The organism is Caballeronia sp. ATUFL_M2_KS44 (assembly GCF_023630965.1).
GTDB lineage: Bacteria > Pseudomonadota > Gammaproteobacteria > Burkholderiales > Burkholderiaceae > Caballeronia > Caballeronia concitans.
On sequence record NZ_JALQEA010000025.1, the window covers coordinates 83,252 to 103,636 of the forward strand.

General features: G+C 61.1%; 15 protein-coding genes and 1 tRNA gene. 1 reads left to right on the plus strand and 15 read right to left on the minus strand.

All coding sequences use genetic code 11. The features are described 5' to 3' along the window. Positions 1 to 58: 58 nt before the first annotated feature. The 7 genes from tuf (NCR39_RS12455) to rpoB all read right to left on the minus strand — a co-directional run bounded on the left by tuf (NCR39_RS12455) (position 59) and on the right by rpoB (position 15,187). A complete protein-coding gene (gene tuf / locus NCR39_RS12455) occupies positions 59 to 1,249 on the minus strand; it encodes an elongation factor Tu (protein ID WP_040050473.1) in 1,191 nt (396 codons plus the stop codon). Between the two features lie 66 nt (positions 1,250 to 1,315). Then, positions 1,316 to 3,418, minus strand: a complete 2,103-nt coding sequence (gene fusA / locus NCR39_RS12460; protein WP_250452446.1) for an elongation factor G — start codon at positions 3,416 to 3,418, stop codon at positions 1,316 to 1,318. 128 nt (positions 3,419 to 3,546) lie between these two features. After that, positions 3,547 to 4,017, minus strand: a complete 471-nt coding sequence (gene rpsG, locus NCR39_RS12465; protein WP_006053291.1) for a 30S ribosomal protein S7 — start codon at positions 4,015 to 4,017, stop codon at positions 3,547 to 3,549. A 181-nt stretch (positions 4,018 to 4,198) separates the two neighbouring features. Next, the gene (gene rpsL / locus NCR39_RS12470) at positions 4,199 to 4,579 is read right to left on the minus strand and encodes a 30S ribosomal protein S12 (protein ID WP_006998493.1); all 381 of its coding nucleotides are present in this window, start codon (positions 4,577 to 4,579) and stop codon (positions 4,199 to 4,201) included. 198 nt (positions 4,580 to 4,777) lie between these two features. Further along, positions 4,778 to 6,625, minus strand: coding sequence for a DNA helicase RecQ (gene recQ / locus NCR39_RS12475; protein ID WP_250452447.1), 1,848 nt, complete (start codon positions 6,623 to 6,625; stop codon positions 4,778 to 4,780). A 192-nt stretch (positions 6,626 to 6,817) separates the two neighbouring features. Beyond that, entirely contained in the window at positions 6,818 to 11,059 is a 4,242-nt protein-coding gene (rpoC, locus tag NCR39_RS12480) for a DNA-directed RNA polymerase subunit beta' (protein WP_250452448.1), read from the minus strand. Between the two features lie 21 nt (positions 11,060 to 11,080). Continuing rightward, positions 11,081 to 15,187, minus strand: a complete 4,107-nt coding sequence (rpoB, locus tag NCR39_RS12485; protein WP_040050477.1) for a DNA-directed RNA polymerase subunit beta — start codon at positions 15,185 to 15,187, stop codon at positions 11,081 to 11,083. A gap of 122 nt (positions 15,188 to 15,309) precedes the next feature. Here rpoB and NCR39_RS12490 point away from each other — a divergent pair, with 122 nt between their 5' ends. Beyond that, positions 15,310 to 15,483: a hypothetical protein gene (locus NCR39_RS12490; protein ID WP_250452449.1), complete on the plus strand. Its 174-nt coding sequence runs from the start codon at positions 15,310 to 15,312 to the stop codon at positions 15,481 to 15,483. Positions 15,484 to 15,555: 72 nt separating this feature from the next. On the opposite strand, the gene rplL is transcribed toward NCR39_RS12490, so the two are convergent. From rplL to tuf (NCR39_RS12530), 8 genes are all read right to left on the minus strand, one after another. Continuing rightward, positions 15,556 to 15,930 (minus strand): 50S ribosomal protein L7/L12, encoded by a 375-nt coding sequence (rplL, locus tag NCR39_RS12495; protein WP_035970538.1) that lies wholly within the window; start codon positions 15,928 to 15,930, stop codon positions 15,556 to 15,558. Between the two features lie 83 nt (positions 15,931 to 16,013). After that, positions 16,014 to 16,508 (minus strand): 50S ribosomal protein L10, encoded by a 495-nt coding sequence (rplJ, locus tag NCR39_RS12500; RefSeq protein WP_040050478.1) that lies wholly within the window; start codon positions 16,506 to 16,508, stop codon positions 16,014 to 16,016. 300 nt (positions 16,509 to 16,808) lie between these two features. Next, positions 16,809 to 17,504: a 50S ribosomal protein L1 gene (rplA, locus tag NCR39_RS12505; protein ID WP_250452450.1), complete on the minus strand. Its 696-nt coding sequence runs from the start codon at positions 17,502 to 17,504 to the stop codon at positions 16,809 to 16,811. Further along, complete coding sequence (gene rplK, locus NCR39_RS12510) at positions 17,505 to 17,936, minus strand: 50S ribosomal protein L11 (RefSeq protein WP_008343796.1); 432 nt, start codon at positions 17,934 to 17,936, stop codon at positions 17,505 to 17,507. A gap of 148 nt (positions 17,937 to 18,084) precedes the next feature. Then, entirely contained in the window at positions 18,085 to 18,642 is a 558-nt protein-coding gene (gene nusG / locus NCR39_RS12515; RefSeq protein ID WP_014192489.1) for a transcription termination/antitermination protein NusG, read from the minus strand. Position 18,643: 1 nt separating this feature from the next. Further along, positions 18,644 to 19,024 (minus strand): preprotein translocase subunit SecE, encoded by a 381-nt coding sequence (gene secE, locus NCR39_RS12520; protein WP_040050481.1) that lies wholly within the window; start codon positions 19,022 to 19,024, stop codon positions 18,644 to 18,646. Positions 19,025 to 19,058: 34 nt separating this feature from the next. Then, a tRNA-Trp gene (locus NCR39_RS12525) sits at positions 19,059 to 19,134 on the minus strand. 66 nt (positions 19,135 to 19,200) lie between these two features. Further along, positions 19,201 to 20,385, minus strand: a 1,185-nt coding sequence (gene tuf / locus NCR39_RS12530) for an elongation factor Tu (RefSeq protein ID WP_250452451.1), incomplete at its 5' end; no start/stop codon positions are given.

Sequence of the window (20,385 nt, forward strand, 5' to 3'; positions counted from 1 at the left end):
GAACACCCGGCCCCGGTCACATCACTTCTGTACTGCTACTGCAAGAAAGACCGAGATTTTACTCGATAATCTTCGCAACGACACCGGCGCCGACGGTACGGCCGCCTTCGCGGATCGCGAAGCGCAGACCTTCTTCCATGGCGATCGGGGCGATCAGCTTGACGGTGATCGACACGTTGTCGCCCGGCATGACCATTTCCTTGTCCTTCGGCAGCTCGATCGAGCCCGTCACGTCGGTCGTACGGAAGTAGAACTGCGGACGGTAGTTGTTGAAGAACGGCGTGTGACGGCCGCCTTCGTCCTTGCTCAGCACGTACACTTCAGCCGTGAAGTGCGTGTGCGGCGTGATCGAACCCGGCTTGGCCAGAACCTGGCCACGCTCCACGTCTTCACGCTTCGTGCCGCGCAGCAGGATACCGACGTTGTCGCCTGCCTGACCCTGGTCGAGCAGCTTGCGGAACATTTCCACGCCCGTGCAAGTGGTCTTCACCGTCGGCTTGATACCGACGATTTCGATTTCCTCGCCGACCTTGACGATGCCGCGCTCGACGCGACCCGTCACCACCGTGCCGCGACCCGAGATCGAGAACACGTCTTCCACCGGCATCAGGAACGAACCGTCCACGGCGCGCTCCGGCGTCGGGATGTACGTGTCCAGCGCGTCGGCCAGGTTCATGATCGCCACTTCGCCCAGCTCGCCCGTGTCGCCTTCCAGCGCCAGCTTTGCCGAACCCTTGATGATCGGGGTGTCGTCGCCCGGGAAGTCATACTTCGACAGAAGTTCGCGCACTTCCATTTCGACGAGTTCGAGCAGCTCGGCGTCGTCGACCATGTCGCACTTGTTCAGGAACACGATGATGTACGGCACGCCAACCTGACGGGCCAACAGGATGTGCTCACGCGTTTGCGGCATCGGGCCGTCAGCGGCCGAGCACACCAGGATTGCGCCGTCCATCTGCGCCGCGCCCGTGATCATGTTCTTCACGTAGTCAGCGTGGCCCGGGCAGTCGACGTGTGCGTAGTGGCGGTTAGCCGTTTCGTACTCGACGTGCGCGGTGTTGATCGTGATGCCGCGCGCCTTTTCTTCCGGCGCTGCATCGATCTGGTCGTATGCCTTCGCTTCGCCGCCGAACTTCTTGGTCAGCACCGTCGTGATTGCTGCCGTCAGCGTGGTCTTGCCGTGGTCAACGTGACCGATCGTGCCCACGTTCACGTGCGGCTTGGTCCGCTCGAATTTACCTTTTGCCATGATTACCTTCGTTCAAAGATTGTTTATCGGTTAAGACTTTTGGCCTGAGCCGAATGACTAGCGGGATTACTTACCCTTGGCGTTGATGATCGCTTCGGCGACGTTACGCGGAGCTTCAGCATAGTGCTTGAATTCCATCGTGTACGTCGCGCGGCCTTGCGTCAGCGAACGCAGGGACGTCGAATAACCGAACATTTCGGACAGCGGCACTTCGGCGCGCACGATCTTGCCGCCGCCAACCATGTCTTCCATGCCCTGGACGATACCGCGACGGCCAGAAAGATCGCCCATCACGTTGCCCATGTAGTCTTCCGGCGTTTCGACTTCCACGGCCATCATCGGTTCGAGGATGACCGGGCTTGCCTTGCGCATTGCTTCCTTGAAGGCCATCGAGCCGGCCATGCGGAACGCGTTTTCGTTCGAGTCGACGTCGTGGTACGAACCGAACGTCAGGTGAACCTTCACGTCCACAACCGGGAAGCCAGCCAGCACGCCCGACTTCAGCGTTTCCTGGATACCCTTGTCCACGGCCGGGATGTATTCGCGCGGAATCACGCCGCCCTTGATCTCGTCCAGGAACTCGTAGCCCTTGCCCTGCTCGTTCGGCTCCAGCGTGATGACCGCGTGACCGTATTGGCCGCGACCACCCGACTGCTTGACGAACTTGCCGTCGACGTCTGCTGCCGTCGTGCGAATGGTTTCGCGATACGCAACCTGCGGCTTGCCGACGGTCGCTTCCACGCCGAATTCGCGCTTCATGCGGTCGACCAGAATTTCGAGGTGGAGCTCGCCCATACCCGAAATGATGGTCTGGCCCGATTCCTCGTCCGTCTGGACGCGGAACGACGGATCTTCCTGAGCGAGACGGTTCAGCGCCAGGCCCATCTTTTCCTGGTCAGCCTTCGTCTTCGGCTCGACTGCCTGCGAAATCACCGGCTCCGGGAAAATCATGCGTTCGAGCACGATCGGGTTCTGCGGATCGCACAGCGTGTCGCCCGTGGTCGCTTCCTTCAGGCCGACTGCAGCGGCGATGTCGCCCGCGCGCACTTCCTTGATTTCTTCGCGCTGGTTCGCGTGCATCTGCAGAATACGGCCGAGGCGTTCCTTCTTGTCCTTGGTCGCGTTCAGCACGGTGTCACCGGAATTCACGACGCCCGAGTACACGCGGAAGAAAATCAGCTGACCGACGAACGGGTCCGTCATGATCTTGAACGCCAGCGCCGAGAACTTCTCGTCGTCGGCAGCGCGGCGCTCGGCCTTCTCGCCGCTTTCGAGTTCACCCGTGACCGGCGGAATGTCGACCGGCGACGGCAGGAAGTCGATGACGGCGTCGAGCATGCGCTGCACGCCCTTGTTCTTGAACGCGGTGCCGCACAGCATCGGCTGGATTTCGCACGCGATGGTCCGGTCGCGGATAGCCTTGACGATTTCCGCTTCGCTCAGCTCTTCGCCGCCGAGGTACTTTTCCATCAGCTCTTCGCTGGCTTCAGCAGCCGATTCGATCATCTTCTCGCGCCACTCGTTGCACGTGTCGACGAGTTCAGCCGGGATATCGACGTAGTCGAACTTCGTGCCTTGCGACGCTTCGTCCCAAATGATCGCCTTCATCTTCAGAAGATCGACGACGCCCTTGAAGTTCTCTTCCGAGCCGATCGGCACCACGACGGGAACCGGGTTCGCCTTCAGACGGGTCTTCAGCTGGTCGTAGACCTTGAAGAAGTTCGCGCCGGTACGGTCCATCTTGTTGACGAACGCGAGACGGGGAACCTTGTACTTGTTCGCCTGACGCCACACGGTTTCCGACTGCGGCTGCACGCCGCCCACCGCGCAGTAGACCATGCACGCGCCGTCGAGGACGCGCATCGAGCGCTCCACTTCGATCGTGAAGTCGACGTGCCCCGGGGTGTCGATGATGTTGATGCGGTGCTCGGGATAGTTGCCGCCCATGCCCTTCCAGAAGGCCGTGGTAGCAGCCGACGTGATGGTGATGCCGCGCTCCTGCTCCTGCTCCATCCAGTCCATCGTTGCTGCGCCGTCGTGAACTTCACCGATCTTGTGGTTCACGCCCGTGTAGAACAGGATGCGCTCGGTCGTCGTCGTTTTGCCGGCGTCGATGTGAGCGCTAATACCGATGTTGCGGTAGCGCTCGATAGGTGTCTTGCGAGCCACTTTGGATCCTTTATTCGGTCGACGCGCCAGTTCATTGCTTATGAGCCGGCAGCGCCCTAACACAAACGGGCGAGGCGCCTGGAATAGCGCACCCGCCCTGATTTTTCCGTTGCCCTATCAGCGGGAGCTTAGAAACGGAAATGCGAGAATGCCTTGTTGGCCTCTGCCATGCGGTGAACTTCGTCGCGCTTCTTCATCGCGCCGCCGCGGCCTTCTGCCGCTTCGGAGAGTTCACCTGCCAGGCGCAGGGCCATCGACTTTTCGCTGCGCTTCTTCGCGGCTTCGCGCAACCAACGCATCGCCAATGCCATACGACGCGAGGGACGCACTTCGACCGGAACTTGATAGTTCGCACCACCAACGCGACGGCTCTTCACTTCGACCACCGGCTTCACGTTGTTGAGCGCAACCGTGAACACTTCCAGCGGGTCCTTGCCACCCTTGGTCTGGATCTGCTCAAAAGCGCCGTACACGATACGCTCGGCAACCGACTTCTTGCCGGAGAGCATCAGCACGTTCATGAACTTGGCTACATCTACGTTGCCGAATTTCGGATCCGGCAACACTTCCCGCTTGGGGACTTCGCGACGACGCGGCATGATTCTTCCTTTACTTTTTCAGTTGGAGCGTTTTTTCTGCTCCGCGGCCACCAACAAGCCCGATCCATCTCTCGACTAAACCAGCTTGGCCGGGTGACCACTTACTCGATAGCACCGGCACTTCCGGCACCACCGCCTTAACCGCCTTGCGGCGACCTGAAACTACTGCGAAAACCGGCGATTACTTGCCGGCCTTGGCGCGCTTCGCACCGTACTTCGAGCGAGCCTGCTTACGATCCTTGACGCCCTGGGTATCCAGCGAGCCGCGAACCATGTGGTAACGCACACCCGGCAAGTCCTTCACACGGCCGCCGCGAATCAGCACGACCGAGTGTTCCTGCAGGTTGTGGCCTTCACCACCGATGTACGAAATGACTTCGAAGCCGTTCGTCAGGCGAACCTTCGCGACCTTACGAAGTGCCGAGTTCGGCTTTTTCGGCGTCGTGGTGTACACGCGGGTGCACACGCCGCGACGCTGCGGGCAGTCCTGCAGGGCCGGCGACTTGCTCTTCGTCGTTTCCGACGCGCGGCCTTTGCGAACCAGTTGATTGATGGTTGGCATTGTTTAATCCTAAAAATGAACAAAATCGGCGCGTTTCCCACACGGGCAAAGCGTGAGGAATCGCGCGTCTGACCTTCTCGCGGCGGGGTTTACTCCGGTCAACCGGAACCCCAAGAACGAGAACCTAGCATGATATTCTGAAAATCCCAATCCGGTCAACACGTTGCGTGAATTTATGCGCCACGCGCCGCGAGCGGATCAGTCCGCGCCGACGACATCCAGCAGTTCGTCGCCGAAGCGCTCCAGTTTTCGCACGCCGATGCCCGGAATGTGGCGCAAATCGTCGATGGTATCGGGGTCGCTGCGGGCGATCTCCGCGAGCGTCGCGTCGTGGAAGATCACGTAGGCCGGCACGCCGTCGCTCTTCGCGGTTTCCGCGCGCCAGGATCGCAGGCGCTCCCACCGCGCCTTCTCACGCGGCGACATGCCTGCGGTCGGATCGGCACGCTCGCCGGTGCGCCCGGCCGATTGCCGGCTGCGCACCGGCTTCACGTATTTGCGCAGCGTCACGCGCTCCTCGCCTTTGAGCACAGGCTTGCTGGCGTCGGTGAGGACGAGGGCGCCGAAGCCATCGTGATCGACGGCCAGATAGCCGAACGCGACGAGTTGCCGGAACACGGCGCGCCACTCCGGCTCGGACAGCGCCGCGCCGACGCCGAACGTCGAGAGCTTCTCGTGCCCGCGCTGCAAGACTTTCTCGCTGCGCGTGCCCCGCAGAATGTCGATCAGATGCCCCGCTCCGAAATGGAAGCCGCTCGCCTTGTGCGCGCGATAGACGCACGACAGCGCCATCTGCGCTTCACGCGTGGCATCGAACGATGCGGGCGGCTCGAGACACGTGTCGCAGTTGCCGCACGGCTTGCTCGTCTCGCCGAAGTACGCGAGCAGGCGCACGCGCCGGCACGTCGCGGCTTCGCAAAGACCGAGGAGCGCATCGAGCTTGCCGCTCTGGACGCGCTTGTGGGCATCGTCGGCGTCGGATTCGTCGATCATCTTGCGCTGCTGCACGACGTCGCCCAGGCCGTAGGCCATCCACGCGTTCGCGGGCATTCCATCGCGGCCCGCGCGGCCGGTCTCCTGATAGTAGCCTTCCACGCTCTTCGGCAAATCCAGATGCGCGACGAACCGCACGTCCGGCTTGTCGATGCCCATGCCGAACGCGATCGTCGCGCACATCACGATGCCTTCCTCGCGCTGGAACATCTCCTGATGCTTCTGGCGCGTCTCGAACTCCATGCCCGCGTGGTACGGCAACGCGCGAACGCCCTGCCCTTTGAGCCAGTCGGCGGTCTCCTCGACCTTGCGGCGCGAGAGGCAATAGACCACGCCGGCGTCCGTCGTGCCGTCGCCGTTCGTATGTTCGGCGCGGATGAAATCGAGCAACTGCGAGCGCGCGTTGTCCTTCTCGACGATCCGATACCGGATGTTCGGCCGATCGAAACTCGACACGAAGATGCGCGCGTCATCGAGCGCGAGCCGGTGCACGATCTCGTCGCGCGTGATCGCGTCCGCCGTCGCCGTCAGCGCGATGCGCGGCGCGTTCGGGAAGCGCTCGTGCAGCACGGAAAGCTGAATGTATTCGGGCCGGAAATCGTGGCCCCATTGCGAGACGCAGTGCGCCTCGTCGATTGCAAACAAGCCGACCGGCGAGCTTTCGAGCAAGTCGAGAAAGCGCGGCGTCATAAGGCGTTCCGGCGCGACGTACAGCAAGTCGATCGTGCCGTTGCGCAGCGCGCGCTCGGTGGCGGCGGCTTCGGCGGCGGAGAGCGTCGAATTGAGATACGCGGCGCGCACGCCGACTTCGGTGAGCGCGGCGACCTGATCCTGCATCAGCGCGATCAGCGGCGACACGACGATGCCCGCGCCGTAGCCCGCTTCCTTGCGCACGAGCGACGGAATCTGATAGCAGAGCGACTTGCCGCCGCCCGTAGGCATCAGGACGAGCGAATCGCCGCCGTTCGCAACGTGCTCGACGATCTCCGCCTGCTGCCCGCGAAACGCCGGATAGCCGAAAACTTCGTTGAGGATCTGGAGCGAACGGGTCATGGCGGGAGGGGCGGACTGCGGCATGGAGGGATACGGGATTCTATCAACGCACGCGCCGACATCACGCGGCTGCGGCGGCGTTAGCCATTCGGCAGAGGTGCGAACCGGAAAAAGTTGGCGCGAAAAAAAACCGCCCGGCGAACCGGGCGGTTTCAGTGCTGCGTTACTGCTCGGGAAACGAAAGCGGCTCGCTTACTCGTTGGTATGCGGCTGCTGCTCCGTTGCCGGGGTTTCCGGCGTACCGAAATCGAATGCCTCTTCGGCAGCGATCTGGTCGAAGCGTTCGCGATCCGCCGACTCCTTCGTCTTGCGCGCCTTGTGGAACGCGAGACCCGTACCGGCCGGAATCAGACGGCCGACGATCACGTTTTCCTTCAGGCCACGCAGATCGTCGCGCTTGCCCATGATCGCGGCTTCGGTCAGCACGCGAGTCGTTTCCTGGAACGACGCCGCCGAGATGAACGAATCCGTCGACAGCGACGCCTTCGTGATACCCAGCAGCACGTTCTCGTACGTCGCCGGACGCTTGTCTTCCGCGATCATGCGGTCGTTCTCGTCGAGCATGTCCGACCGCTCGACTTGTTCGCCCGGAATGAAGCGGGTATCGCCGTTGTCGGTGATCTGCACGCGGCGCAGCATCTGACGCACGATCACTTCGATGTGCTTGTCGTTGATCTTCACGCCTTGCAGACGGTACACGTCCTGCACTTCGTCCACGATGTAGCGCGACAGCGCCTCGATACCCTGCAGACGCAGGATGTCGTGCGGATCGGCAGGACCGTCGACGATCATTTCGCCCTTGTTGACGACTTGACCATCGTGCACCAGCACCTGCTTTTCCTTCGCGATCAGGAACTCGTGCTGATTGCCCTCGAGATCCGTGATGACGAGACGCTGCTTGCCCTTCGTGTCCTTACCGAACGACGTCGTGCCCGTGACTTCCGCCAGAATGCCGGCGTCCTTCGGCGAGCGCGCTTCGAACAGTTCGGCCACGCGCGGCAGACCGCCGGTAATGTCACGCGTCTTCTGCGCTTCAACCGGGATACGCGCCAGCACTTCACCGACCTGCACTTGCTGACCATCCTTCACGGTGATCAGTGCGCCGACCTGGAAGCCGATCTGCACCGAATGCTCGGTGTTCGGGATCTTCACTTCCTCGCCGTTCGCGTCGAGCAGCTTGACCTGCGGACGCACGCTCTTGCCAGCCTGCGAGCCGCGGCGCTTCGCATCGATCACGACGAGGGTCGAAAGACCGGTCACGTCGTCGATCTGCTTGGCGACCGTCACGCCTTCTTCGACGTTCTCGAACTTCACCGTACCGCCCCACTCGGTGATGATCGGACGCGTCAGCGGATCCCATTGCGCGAGTTGCGCGCCGGCCTTGATCTGCGCGCCGTCGAGTTGCAGCAGCGTCGCGCCGTACGGAACCTTGTGACGCTCACGCTCGCGACCGAAGTCGTCCGCGATGATCGCTTCGCCCGAGCGCGAGATGACGACCTGCTCGCCCTTCGCGTTGGTGACGTAACGCATCGTGGCCGTGAAGCGCACCGTGCCGTTCGACTTCGCTTCGACCGTCGAAGCAACCGCCGCACGCGATGCCGCACCACCGATGTGGAACGTACGCATCGTGAGCTGCGTGCCCGGTTCGCCGATCGACTGAGCAGCGATCACGCCGACCGCCTCACCGACGTTCACGCGCGAGCCGCGGCCGAGGTCGCGGCCGTAGCACGCGGCGCACAGGCCGTAGCGCGTTTCGCAGGTCAGCGGCGTGCGCACGCGCACTTCGTCGATGCCGAGACGCTCGATCTCTTCCACCGCGTCTTCGTCGAGCAGATCGCCCGACGCGTACAGCGTTTCCTGCGTTTCCGGATTGACGACGTCCGCCACCGCGACGCGGCCGAGAATACGGTCGCGCAGCGCTTCGACGACTTCACCGCCTTCGACCAACGCCTTCATCGCCACGCCGTTCGACGTGCCGCAATCGTCTTCGACCACGACCAGATCCTGCGTCACGTCGACGAGACGACGCGTCAGGTAACCCGAGTTCGCCGTCTTCAGTGCCGTATCAGCCAGACCCTTACGCGCACCGTGGGTCGAGATGAAGTACTGCAACACGTTCAGGCCTTCGCGGAAGTTCGCGGTAATCGGCGTCTCGATAATCGAGCCGTCCGGCTTCGCCATCAGGCCGCGCATACCGGCGAGCTGACGAATCTGCACCGCGGAACCACGCGCGCCCGAGTCGGCCATCATGTAGATGGAGTTGAACGACTCCTGCTTCGTTTCCTTGCCGTCGCGATCCACCACGGGCTCGGTTGCGAGCTGCTCCATCATCGCCTTGCCGACGCTTTCCGACGTCGCCGACCAGATGTCGACCACGTTGTTGTAGCGTTCCTGCGCGGTGACGAGACCCGACATGTACTGACGGTCGTACTCCTTCACCTTCTTCGCGGCGTCGCCGACGATCGTCTCTTTCTGCGGCGGCACGAGCATGTCGTCCACGCAAATCGAGATGCCGGCGCGCGTTGCGAGACGGAAACCCATCTGCATCAGCTGGTCGGCGAAGATCACCGTTTCGCGCAGACCGCACTTGCGGAACGCCGTGTTGATCAGGCGCGAAATTTCCTTCTTCTTCAGCGGCTTGTTCAGCACCGAGAACGGCAGGCCCGGCGGCAGAATCTCCGACAGGATCGAACGGCCAACGGTGGTCGCGTACAGCGTGATCTTCGGCACGAACTTCGGCGCGCCTTCGCTCTGGTCTTCGTTCGCCACCATTTCGGTGATACGCACGTTGACGCGCGAAGCCAGCTCGACTTCCTTGTTCTCGTACGCGCGGATCACTTCCGACACGCCCGTGAACGTCAGGCCTTCGCCCTTGCCGTTCACCGCTTCACGCGACGCGTAGTACAGGCCGAGCACGATATCCTGCGACGGCACGATCGACGGATCGCCGTTGGCCGGGAACAGGACGTTGTTCGACGCCAGCATCAGCGTGCGCGCTTCCATCTGCGCTTCGAGCGACAGCGGCACGTGAACGGCCATCTGGTCACCGTCGAAGTCGGCGTTGAACGCCGCGCAAACGAGCGGGTGCAGCTGGATAGCCTTACCTTCGATCAGCACCGGCTCGAAAGCCTGAATGCCGAGACGGTGCAGCGTCGGCGCACGGTTCAGCATGACCGGATGCTCGCGGATCACCTCTTCGAGGATGTCCCACACCACCGGCGTCTGGTTCTCGACTTCCTTCTTCGCGGCCTTGATGGTCGTGGCGACGCCCATCACTTCCAGCTTGTTGAAGATGAAAGGCTTGAACAGTTCGAGCGCCATCAGCTTCGGCAGACCGCACTGATGCAGCTTGAGCGTCGGGCCCACGACGATGACCGAACGGCCCGAGTAGTCGACGCGCTTACCGAGCAGGTTCTGACGGAAACGGCCGCCCTTACCCTTGATCATGTCGGCGAGCGACTTCAGCGGACGCTTGTTCGCGCCGGTCATGGCCTTGCCGCGACGACCGTTGTCGAGCAGCGAATCGACGGCTTCCTGCAGCATCCGCTTCTCGTTACGGACGATGATTTCAGGCGCCTTCAGTTCGAGCAGACGCTTCAACCGGTTGTTACGGTTGATCACGCGGCGATACAGGTCGTTCAGGTCCGACGTCGCGAACCGGCCGCCGTCGAGCGGCACGAGCGGACGCAGTTCCGGCGGCAGCACCGGCAGCACTTCGAGCACCATCCAGTCAGGCTTGATGCCCGAACGCTGGAACGCCTCGAGCACCTTCAGGCGCTTCGCGTATTTCTTGATCTTCGCTTCGGAGCCGGTGTTCTTCAGCTCGGTGCGCAGCGTTTCGACCTGTTCGTCGATGTTGATCGCACGCAGCAGTTCGCGCACGCCTTCCGCGCCCATTTCGGCACGGAATTCGTCACCGTACTCTTCGACCTTGTTGTAGTAATCCTCTTCGGTCATGATCTGCCGCGCTTTCAGCGGCGTCATGCCCGGATCGATCACCACGTATGCTTCGAAGTACAGCACGCGCTCGATGTCGCGCAGCGTCATGTCGAGCACCATGCCCAGACGCGACGGCAGCGACTTCAGGAACCAGATGTGCGCGACCGGCGAGGCCAGCTCGATGTGGCCCATCCGCTCACGACGCACCTTCGCGAGCGTCACTTCGACGCCGCACTTTTCACAGATCACGCCACGGTGCTTCAGGCGCTTGTACTTGCCGCACAGGCACTCGTAGTCCTTGATCGGCCCGAAAATCTTGGCGCAAAACAGACCATCCCGCTCCGGCTTGAACGTGCGGTAGTTGATGGTCTCCGGCTTCTTCACTTCGCCGAACGACCACGAACGGATCTTGTCGGGCGACGCGAGGCCGATCTTGATCGCATCAAAGACTTCTTCTTGTTGGACTTGCTTGAATAGATCGAGCAGAGCTTTCATTGCTTTCTCTCCGTAGTCCGATTAGTTGCGGTCGAGATCGATATCGATACCGAGCGAGCGGATTTCCTTCACCAACACGTTGAAGGATTCCGGCATGCCCGCATCGATCACGTGATCGCCCTTGACCAGGTTCTCATAAACCTTGGTCCGGCCCGTCACGTCGTCCGACTTGACCGTCAGCATTTCCTGCAGCACATACGACGCGCCATACGCCTCGAGCGCCCACACTTCCATTTCACCGAAGCGCTGACCACCGAACTGCGCCTTACCACCCAGCGGCTGCTGCGTGACGAGCGAGTACGGACCGGTCGAGCGCGCGTGCATCTTGTCGTCGACCAGGTGGTGCAGCTTCAGGTAGTGCATGTAGCCGACCGTGACCTTGCGCTCGAACGGTTCGCCCGTGCGGCCGTCGTGCAACTGCACCTGATTCTTCGACGAATTCATGCCCAGGTTCTGAGCGATGTCGTCCGGGAACGCCAGATCCAGCGCGCGCGACATTTCGTCTTCCGTGGCGCCGTCGAACACCGGCGTCGCGAACGGCACGCCTTCGCGCAGGTTCTTCGCGAGTTCGACGATTTCGTCGTCCGAGAAGTTTTCCAGCTCTTCCTTGCGACCCGACTCGTTGTAGATCTGCGTGAGGAACTGACGCATCTCTTCGATCTTCGCCTGACGCTGCATCATCTCGCCGATGCGCCAGCCGAGACCCTTCGCAGCCCAGCCAAGATGGACTTCGAGAATCTGACCCACGTTCATCCGCGACGGCACGCCGAGCGGATTCAGCACGACGTCGGCCGGACGGCCATCGGCCATGTACGGCATGTCTTCGATCGGCACGATCTTCGACACGACACCCTTGTTACCGTGACGGCCCGCCATCTTGTCGCCAGGCTGCAGGCGACGCTTCACGGCGAGATACACCTTGACCATCTTCAGCACGCCCGGCGGCAGTTCGTCGCCTTGCGTGAGCTTCTTGCGCTTCTCTTCGAACGCGAGGTCGAACTGATGACGCTTCTGCTCGATCGAGTCCTTGATCGCTTCCAGCTGCGCCGCTGCTTCTTCGTCCGCGAGGCGGATGTCGAACCAGTGGTAGTGGTCGAGATCTTCGAGGTACGCGAGGTCGATCTTCGTGCCCTTCGCGAGCTTCTTCGGACCGCCGTTCGCGACCTTGCCGTTCAGCATGCGTGCGAGACGCGAGAATGCGTCGCCTTCCACGATGCGCAGCTGGTCGTTCAAGTCGAGGCGATAGCGCTTCAGTTCGTCGTCGATGATCTGTTGCGCGCGCTTGTCACGCGTGATGCCTTCGCGCGTGAACACTTGCACGTCGATGACCGTGCCGCTCATGCCCGACGGCACGCGCAGCGACGTGTCCTTCACGTCGGACGCCTTCTCGCCGAAGATCGCGCGCAGCAGCTTTTCTTCCGGCGTCAGCTGGGTTTCGCCCTTCGGCGTGACCTTGCCGACCAGCACGTCGCCCGCTTCGACTTCCGCGCCGATGTACACGATGCCCGACTCGTCCAGTCGGCCAAGCTGCACTTCCGCGAGGTTCGAAATGTCGCGCGTGATTTCTTCCGGTCCGAGCTTCGTGTCGCGAGCAACGACGTTCAGTTCTTCGATGTGGATCGACGTGTAACGGTCATCCGCCACGACCTTTTCCGAGATCAGGATCGAGTCTTCGAAGTTGTAGCCGTTCCACGGCATGAACGCGACGAGCATGTTCTGGCCGAGCGCGAGCTCGCCCAGATCCGTCGAGGCGCCGTCAGCCAGCACGTCGCCGCGCGCAACCTTGTCGCCCATCTTCACGATCGGACGCTGGTTGATGTTCGTGTTCTGGTTCGAACGCGTGTACTTGATCAGGTTGTAGATGTCCACGCCGACATCGCCGGCCACGGCTTCGTCGTCGTTCACGCGAATCACGATACGGCCGGCGTCGACATAATCCACCACGCCACCGCGCATGGCCTGAACCGTCGTACCCGAGTCGACCGCCACCGTGCGCTCGATGCCCGTACCGACGACCGGCTTCTCCGGACGCAGACACGGCACGGCCTGACGCTGCATGTTCGAGCCCATCAACGCGCGGTTCGCGTCGTCGTGCTCGAGGAACGGAATCAGCGATGCCGCCACCGACACGATCTGCGACGGCGCCACGTCCATATACTGAATGCGGTCCGGCGTGACCATCAGCGTTTCGCCCGCTTCACGCGACGACACGAGTTCGTCGGTCAGCGTGCCGTCTTCGGCCACCGCAGCGTTCGCCTGCGCGATCACGTAACGGCCTTCTTCGATTGCCGACAGATAGTCGATCTGGTCCGTGACCTTGCTGTCCACCACCTTGCGATACGGCGTTTCGAGGAAGCCGTACTCGTTCAGGTGCGCGTACAGCGCCAGCGAGTTGATCAGCCCGATGTTCGGACCTTCCGGCGTTTCGATCGGGCACACGCGGCCATAGTGCGTCGGATGCACGTCGCGGACTTCGAAGCCTGCGCGCTCGCGCGTCAGACCGCCCGGGCCCAGTGCGGAAACACGGCGCTTGTGCGTGATTTCCGACAGCGGGTTGGTCTGGTCCATGAACTGCGAAAGCTGCGACGAACCGAAGAACTCGCGAATCGCCGACGAAATCGGCTTCGAGTTGATCAGGTCGTGCGGCATCAGGTTTTCGCTTTCGGCCTGGCCGAGGCGTTCCTTCACTGCCCGTTCGACACGCACGAGACCCGCGCGGAATTGGTTCTCCGCGAGTTCGCCGACGCAACGCACGCGACGATTGCCCAAGTGGTCGATGTCGTCCACTTCGCCCTTCCCGTTGCGCAGCTCGACGAGAATCTTGATCGTCGCGAGGATGTCGTCGTCCTGCAGCGTCATCGGTCCGATGATTTCGTCACGACCGACGCGGCGGTTGAACTTCATACGGCCGACCTTCGACAGGTCGTACGCGTCTTCGCTGTAGAACAGACGGTTGAACAGCGCCTCGACCGCTTCTTCGGTCGGCGGCTCGCCCGGACGCATCATGCGATAGATCGCGATGCGTGCAGCCATCTTGTCGGCGGTTTCGTCGATACGCAGCGTCGACGAAATGTACGGACCCTGGTCCAGATCGTTCGTGTAGAGCGTCTGGATGTCCTTGACCTTCGCTTCGCGCAGCTTTTCGAGGACCGATTCCGTGATTTCCTCGTTGGCGTTCGCGATGACTTCGCCCGTTTCCGGGTCGATCACGTTCTTCGCCAGCACGCGGCCGAGCAGATACTCCTCGGGCACCGAGATGAACTTCGTCTTGGCGTTTTCGAGATCGCGAATGTGCTTCGCGTTGATCCGCTTGTCCTTCGTGACGATGACGTTGCCTTCGCGATCCTGGATGTCGAAACGCGCGACTTCACCGCGCAGACGCTCCGGCACGAATTCCATCTGCGCGCCTTCGTTCATCAGCGCGAAGTTGTCGAACACGAAGAAGTTCGCGAGGATCTGTTCCGGCGAAAGACCGATGGCCTTCAGCAGGATCGTGACCGGCATCTTCCGACGACGGTCGACGCGGAAGTACAGCACGTCCTTCGGATCGAATTCGAAGTCGAGCCAGGAACCGCGGTAAGGAATGATGCGCGCCGAGAACAGCAGCTTGCCGGAGCTATGCGTCTTGCCCTTGTCGTGCTCGAAGAACACGCCAGGCGAACGGTGGAGCTGCGACACGATCACGCGCTCGGTACCGTTGATCACGAACGAGCCGGTCGGCGTCATGAGCGGAATTTCGCCCATGTACACTTCCTGCTCTTTCACTTCCTTTACCACGGGCTTGCTCGGCGATTCCTTGTCGAGCAGAACGAGACGGACCTTCGCGCGCAGGGCGGAACAGTACGTCAGGCCGCGCTGCTGGCATTCCTTGATGTTGAATGCGGGCGGCGACAGCATGTAGCTGACGAATTCGAGACGCGCGAAACCGTTGTGCGAAACAATCGGGAAAACAGACGTGAATGCGGCCTGCAAGCCTTCTGCTTTGCGCTGCGAGGACGACGTATCTGCTTGCAGAAACGTCTGGAATGATTCAAGCTGGGTCGCCAGCAAAAAGGGAACTTGGTGAACGATGGGGCGCTTCGCGAAACTCTTGCGAATACGCTTCTTCTCGGTGAAGGAATATTGCATACGATCTCCGAATCACGGCGGGCGTTACCGAGGCGGGATACCTCGACGACACGGCCCGGTGTTCACCGACTGAGACCCGCGCGAGTGTCCGGGGAGGACGCGCGAATCTAGAAGCTTGGTGGTTGGCCGCTACCAACCGCTGGCTGACGGCAGCGGATGCCTGTGTTTCCCGCTACCCGACCAAACTTGCCTTCTGCAGTCGCTTCAGAAGACAAAGAGAAATGCCGGAAGATATTGCCGATCCGACCGTTCTCTTTGGCTTCTGCGGGGACATTTATGCTTGCTACGAAGCATAAAAACTCAGTCCCCACAAAGCACAAAAAGGCCGGCGGTGAAAAACCGCCAGCCTTCGCACAGCGCAATGAAACTTACTTGATTTCAGCCTTCGCGCCTGCGTCTTCCAGCTTCTTCTTCGCTTCTTCAGCAGCAGCCTTCGGCACCGCTTCCTTGATGGGCTTCGGTGCGCCGTCGACCAGGTCCTTCGCTTCCTTCAGGCCGAGACCCGTCAGTTCGCGAACAGCCTTAATCACGGAAACCTTGTTCGCGCCTGCTTCAAGCAGGTTCACGGTGAACTCGGTCTGCTCTTCAGCAGCAGCGGCAGCACCGCCACCAGCCGGGCCAGCGACTGCAACAGCAGCTGCCGACACGCCAAACTTCTCTTCGAACGCCTTGACCAGCTCGTTCAGTTCCAGAACCGACATCGCGCCAACGGCTTCCAGGATGTCTTCTTTTGCGATTGCCATTTGAAATACTCCTAAATTGAATTCGGATCGAGCTAGCGATCTAGCAAATACCTAACTGAGCGACGAGCGCCCAAGCGGCTGTGTTATGCAGCTTCGCCTTGCTTTTCAGCCAGCGCGGCCAGAGCGCGCGCAAAGCCGGAAACAGGCGCTTGCATGACGAACAACAGCTTGGAGAGCAGCTCTTCACGGCTCGGGATGCTGGCCAGCGCTTGCACGCCTGCCTTGTCCATCACCTTGCCTTCGTAGGAACCAGCCTTGATGATCAACTTGTCATTGCTCTTGCCGAAGTCGTTGACGACCTTGGCAGCGGCAATGGCATCTTCCGAGATGCCGTAGATCAGAGGACCGGTCATCTGCTCAGCCAGCGGAGCGAACGGGGTACCTTCAACAGCGCGACGCGCCAGCGTGTTCTTCAACACGCGCAGATACACCTGTTGCTCACGCGCTTTCGCGCGCAGCTTGGTCAGATCGCCAACCGTGATCCCACGATACTCAGCGAGCACCATCGTCTGAGCCTTCGCGACTTGCGCGGCGACTTCAGCGACGACTGCCTGCTTATCTTCTTTGTTCAGTGGCACGGTTAAACCTCCAGATTCGATGCACTCGGGTGTCCAACCCTCATGCACCACGTTCGACAACGGCGTCCGACTGTTAGGAGTATTTCGATCGATCGGTGTGCGTCTAACGACCCACGACAACCGACTTCAACCACTGCAAAACTGTTCCGGGTTCGCCATCTGCGTTGGCTTGAATTAAGGCGTTGCCCAACTTCTGCACCGCCACCAACGGTCTTTGACAACCGGTTGCGTAGCTAAACCGCCGCCATGCAACCGCCCAAAGCCCTTTGAGACGCGGTCTACCGACCGCGCCGAAATTTCTTACTGCGCCAGCGAGGACTGGTCCACGCGAACGCCGACACCCATCGTGCTCGACACGGCGACCTTACGCAGGTACACGCCCTTGCTCGTAGCCGGCTTGGCCTTCTGCAGTGCGTCGATCAGCGCTGCCAGGTTCTGACGCAGCGAAGCGGATTCGAACGATGCGCGACCGATCGTGCCGTGGATGATACCGGCCTTGTCGACGCGGAATTGCACCTGACCGGCCTTGGCGTTGCGGACTGCCTGAGCGACGTCGGGCGTAACCGTGCCAACCTTCGGGTTCGGCATCAGGCCGCGCGGACCGAGGATCTGACCCAGCGTACCAACCACGCGCATCGTATCCGGCGAAGCGATCACGACGTCGAAGTCCAGATTACCGGCCTTAACTTGCTCGGCCAGGTCTTCCATGCCGACCACTTCTGCGCCAGCGGCACGAGCTTGCTCGGCCTTTTCGCCTTGCGCGAAGACGGCAACGCGCACCGACTTGCCGGTACCAGCCGGCAGGACGACGGAACCGCGAACCACTTGGTCCGACTTCTTCGCATCGATGCCGAGCTGCACTGCCACGTCGATCGACTCGTCGAACTTCGCGCTTGCGCATTCCTTGACGAGGGTGAGCGCGTCGTCGATCGCGTACAGCTTCTGACGATCAACCTTGTTCGCGAATGCCTGAAGGCGCTTAGAAAGCTTAGCCATTTACACGCCCTCCACAGTGATGCCCATCGAACGAGCGCTGCCGGCGATCGTGCGCACGGCTGCGTCCAGATCCGCTGCCGTAAGATCCGGCATCTTGGTCTTCGCGATTTCTTCCGCTTGAGCGCGCGTGATGTTGCCCACCTTGTCGGTGTGCGGCTTGCTCGAACCCTTCTGAACGGCGGCTGCCTTCTTGATCAGAACGGTCGCCGGCGGCGTCTTCATGATGAACGTGAAGCTCTTGTCCGCGAATGCCGTAATGACGACCGGCACGGGCAGACCCGGCTCCATGCCCTGAGTCTGCGCGTTGAACGCCTTGCAGAACTCCATGATGTTCAGGCCACGCTGGCCCAGCGCCGGACCGACCGGCGGCGACGGGTTGGCTTTACCTGCAGGAATCTGCAGCTTGATAAAGCCGATGATTTTCTTTGCCATGTTGAAAACCTCTGCTGAACGCGTGAGCGTTCGGTGAGTGATAGCGCGCGTTCGACGAGACCGGCTACTGACGCTCCTCAACGGCCGTTACGCGGGCCGTAAGCGCGAATCGCGCAAGGCCGGGAAGCCTCGCGCGACGTATTCTGGTTTAGAGCTTCTCGACCTGGCCGAACTCGAGTTCGACCGGTGTCGAGCGCCCGAAGATCGTAACTGAGACACGAACTCGGGACTTTTCGTAGTTGACTTCTTCGACGTTGCCGTTGAAGTCAGTGAAAGGACCTTCCTTGACTCGAACCATCTCGCCCACTTCGAACAGCGTCTTCGGCCGAGGCTTCTCGACGCCCTCTTGCATCTGCGACATGATCTTTTCGACTTCGCGCGGCGAAATCGGGCTCGGACGGTTGCGAGCACCGCCGACAAATCCAGTTACCTTGGCCGTGTTCTTCACAAGGTGCCAAGTTTCATCGGTCATTTCCATTTCGACCAGGACATATCCCGGGAAGAAACGACGCTCTGTAACCGACTTGTGACCGCCTTTGACTTCAACGACTTCTTCGGTGGGGACGAGAATTTGACCAAATTGGTCCTGCATCCCTGCCCGCTCAATGCGCTCCTGAAGCGCACGTTGCACGCTCTTCTCCATGCCGGAGTAGGCGTGCACTACATACCAACGCTTTCCACTCGGGGATGTCGGAGTATCGCTCATATCATTTCCAACCCAGAATCGCCGAGAAAATCACCCATTCGATCGACTTATCGCTAAGCCAGAGCAGAATGGCCATGACGAGAACAAACGCGAACACGACGAGCGTGGTCTGCGTTGCCTCTTTCCGAGTCGGCCAGACAACCTTGCGTACTTCCTTGTAGGAGTCTTTGGCGAACGCGATGAAGCTCTTACCGGGCGCAGAGAGAAGACCGACAGCAACGCCCGCGATCACACCAACAGCAAGCGCTGCGCCGCGGACATACCACTCTTGGCCGTCGAGCAAAAAGAAACCCACGAACCCGGCCAAGACCAACAATACACCAGCCGCCAACATCAGCTTGTCGCTGGAAGTATTAACAGTTTCGACGGAAGGATTCGCCATAACACCTTAAACAGCGCCACTTGGCGCAAGAATGTGGCAGGGGCAGAGGGAATCGAACCCCCAACCTTCGGTTTTGGAGACCGACGCTCTGCCAGTTGAGCTATACCCCTAAACCATTTGGGGCCGACGGTTTCGCCGACCCCGAAAACTACAGACTACCGAGAGATCTCTGGCTCTTACTCGATAATCTTCGCAACGACACCGGCGCCGACGGTACGGCCGCCTTCGCGAATGGCGAAGCGCAGACCTTCTTCCATGGCGATCGGGGCGATCAGCTTGACGGTGATCGACACGTTGTCGCCCGGCATGACCATTTCCTTGTCCTTCGGCAGCTCGATCGAGCCCGTCACGTCGGTCGTACGGAAGTAGAACTGCGGACGGTAGTTGTTGAAGAACGGCGTGTGACGGCCGCCTTCGTCCTTGCTCAGCACGTACACTTCAGCCGTGAAGTGCGTGTGCGGCGTGATCGAACCCGGCTTGGCCAGAACCTGGCCACGCTCCACGTCTTCACGCTTCGTGCCGCGCAGCAGGATACCGACGTTGTCGCCTGCCTGACCCTGGTCGAGCAGCTTGCGGAACATTTCCACGCCCGTGCAAGTGGTCTTCACCGTCGGCTTGATACCGACGATTTCGATTTCCTCGCCGACCTTGACGATGCCGCGCTCGACGCGACCCGTCACCACCGTGCCGCGACCCGAGATCGAGAACACGTCTTCCACCGGCATCAGGAACGAACCGTCCACGGCGCGCTCCGGCGTCGGGATGTACGTGTCCAGCGCGTCGGCCAGGTTCATGATCGCCACTTCGCCCAGCTCGCCCGTGTCGCCTTCCAGCGCCAGCTTTGCCGAACCCTTGATGATCGGGGTGTCGTCCCCCGGGAAGTCATACATCGACAGAAGTTCGCGCACTTCCATTTCGACGAGTTCGAGCAGCTCGGCGTCGTCGACCATGTCGCACTTGTTCAGGAACACGATGATGTACGGCACGCCAACCTGACGGGCCAACAGGATGTGCTCACGCGTTTGCGGCATCGGGCCGTCAGCGGCCGAGCACACCAGGATTGCGCCGTCCATCTGCGCCGCGCCCGTGATCATGTTCTTCACGTAGTCAGCGTGGCCCGGGCAGTCGACGTGTGCGTAGTGGCGGTTAGCCGTTTCGTACTCGACGTGCGCGGTGTTGATCGTGATGCCGCGCGCCTTTTCTTCCGGCGCTGCATCGATCTGGTCGTATGCCTTCGCTTCGCCGCCGAACTTCTTGGTCAGCACCGTCGTGATTGCTGCCGTCAGCGTGGTCTTGCCGTGGTCAACGTGACCGATCGTGCCCACGTTCACGTGCGGCTTGGTCCGCTCGAATTTACCTTT

What these genes read in the sequence shown, in the direction of transcription:
- recQ (WP_250452447.1), bottom strand. Translation starts at nt 6,625, where the DNA reads ATGACCCGTTCGCTCCAGATCCTCAACGAAGTTTTCGGCTATCCGGCG.
- rpoB (WP_040050477.1), bottom strand. Translation starts at nt 15,187, where the DNA reads ATGCAATATTCCTTCACCGAGAAGAAGCGTATTCGCAAGAGTTTCGCG.
- rplL (WP_035970538.1), bottom strand. Translation starts at nt 15,930, where the DNA reads ATGGCAATCGCAAAAGAAGACATCCTGGAAGCCGTTGGCGCGATGTCG.
- tuf (WP_040050473.1), bottom strand. Translation starts at nt 1,249, where the DNA reads ATGGCAAAAGGTAAATTCGAGCGGACCAAGCCGCACGTGAACGTGGGC.
- rpsL (WP_006998493.1), bottom strand. Translation starts at nt 4,579, where the DNA reads ATGCCAACCATCAATCAACTGGTTCGCAAAGGCCGCGCGTCGGAAACG.
- rpoC (WP_250452448.1), bottom strand. Translation starts at nt 11,059, where the DNA reads ATGAAAGCTCTGCTCGATCTATTCAAGCAAGTCCAACAAGAAGAAGTC.
- nusG (WP_014192489.1), bottom strand. Translation starts at nt 18,642, where the DNA reads ATGAGCGATACTCCGACATCCCCGAGTGGAAAGCGTTGGTATGTAGTG.
- rplK (WP_008343796.1), bottom strand. Translation starts at nt 17,936, where the DNA reads ATGGCAAAGAAAATCATCGGCTTTATCAAGCTGCAGATTCCTGCAGGT.
- secE (WP_040050481.1), bottom strand. Translation starts at nt 19,024, where the DNA reads ATGGCGAATCCTTCCGTCGAAACTGTTAATACTTCCAGCGACAAGCTG.
- rplA (WP_250452450.1), bottom strand. Translation starts at nt 17,504, where the DNA reads ATGGCTAAGCTTTCTAAGCGCCTTCAGGCATTCGCGAACAAGGTTGAT.
- rpsG (WP_006053291.1), bottom strand. Translation starts at nt 4,017, where the DNA reads ATGCCGCGTCGTCGCGAAGTCCCCAAGCGGGAAGTGTTGCCGGATCCG.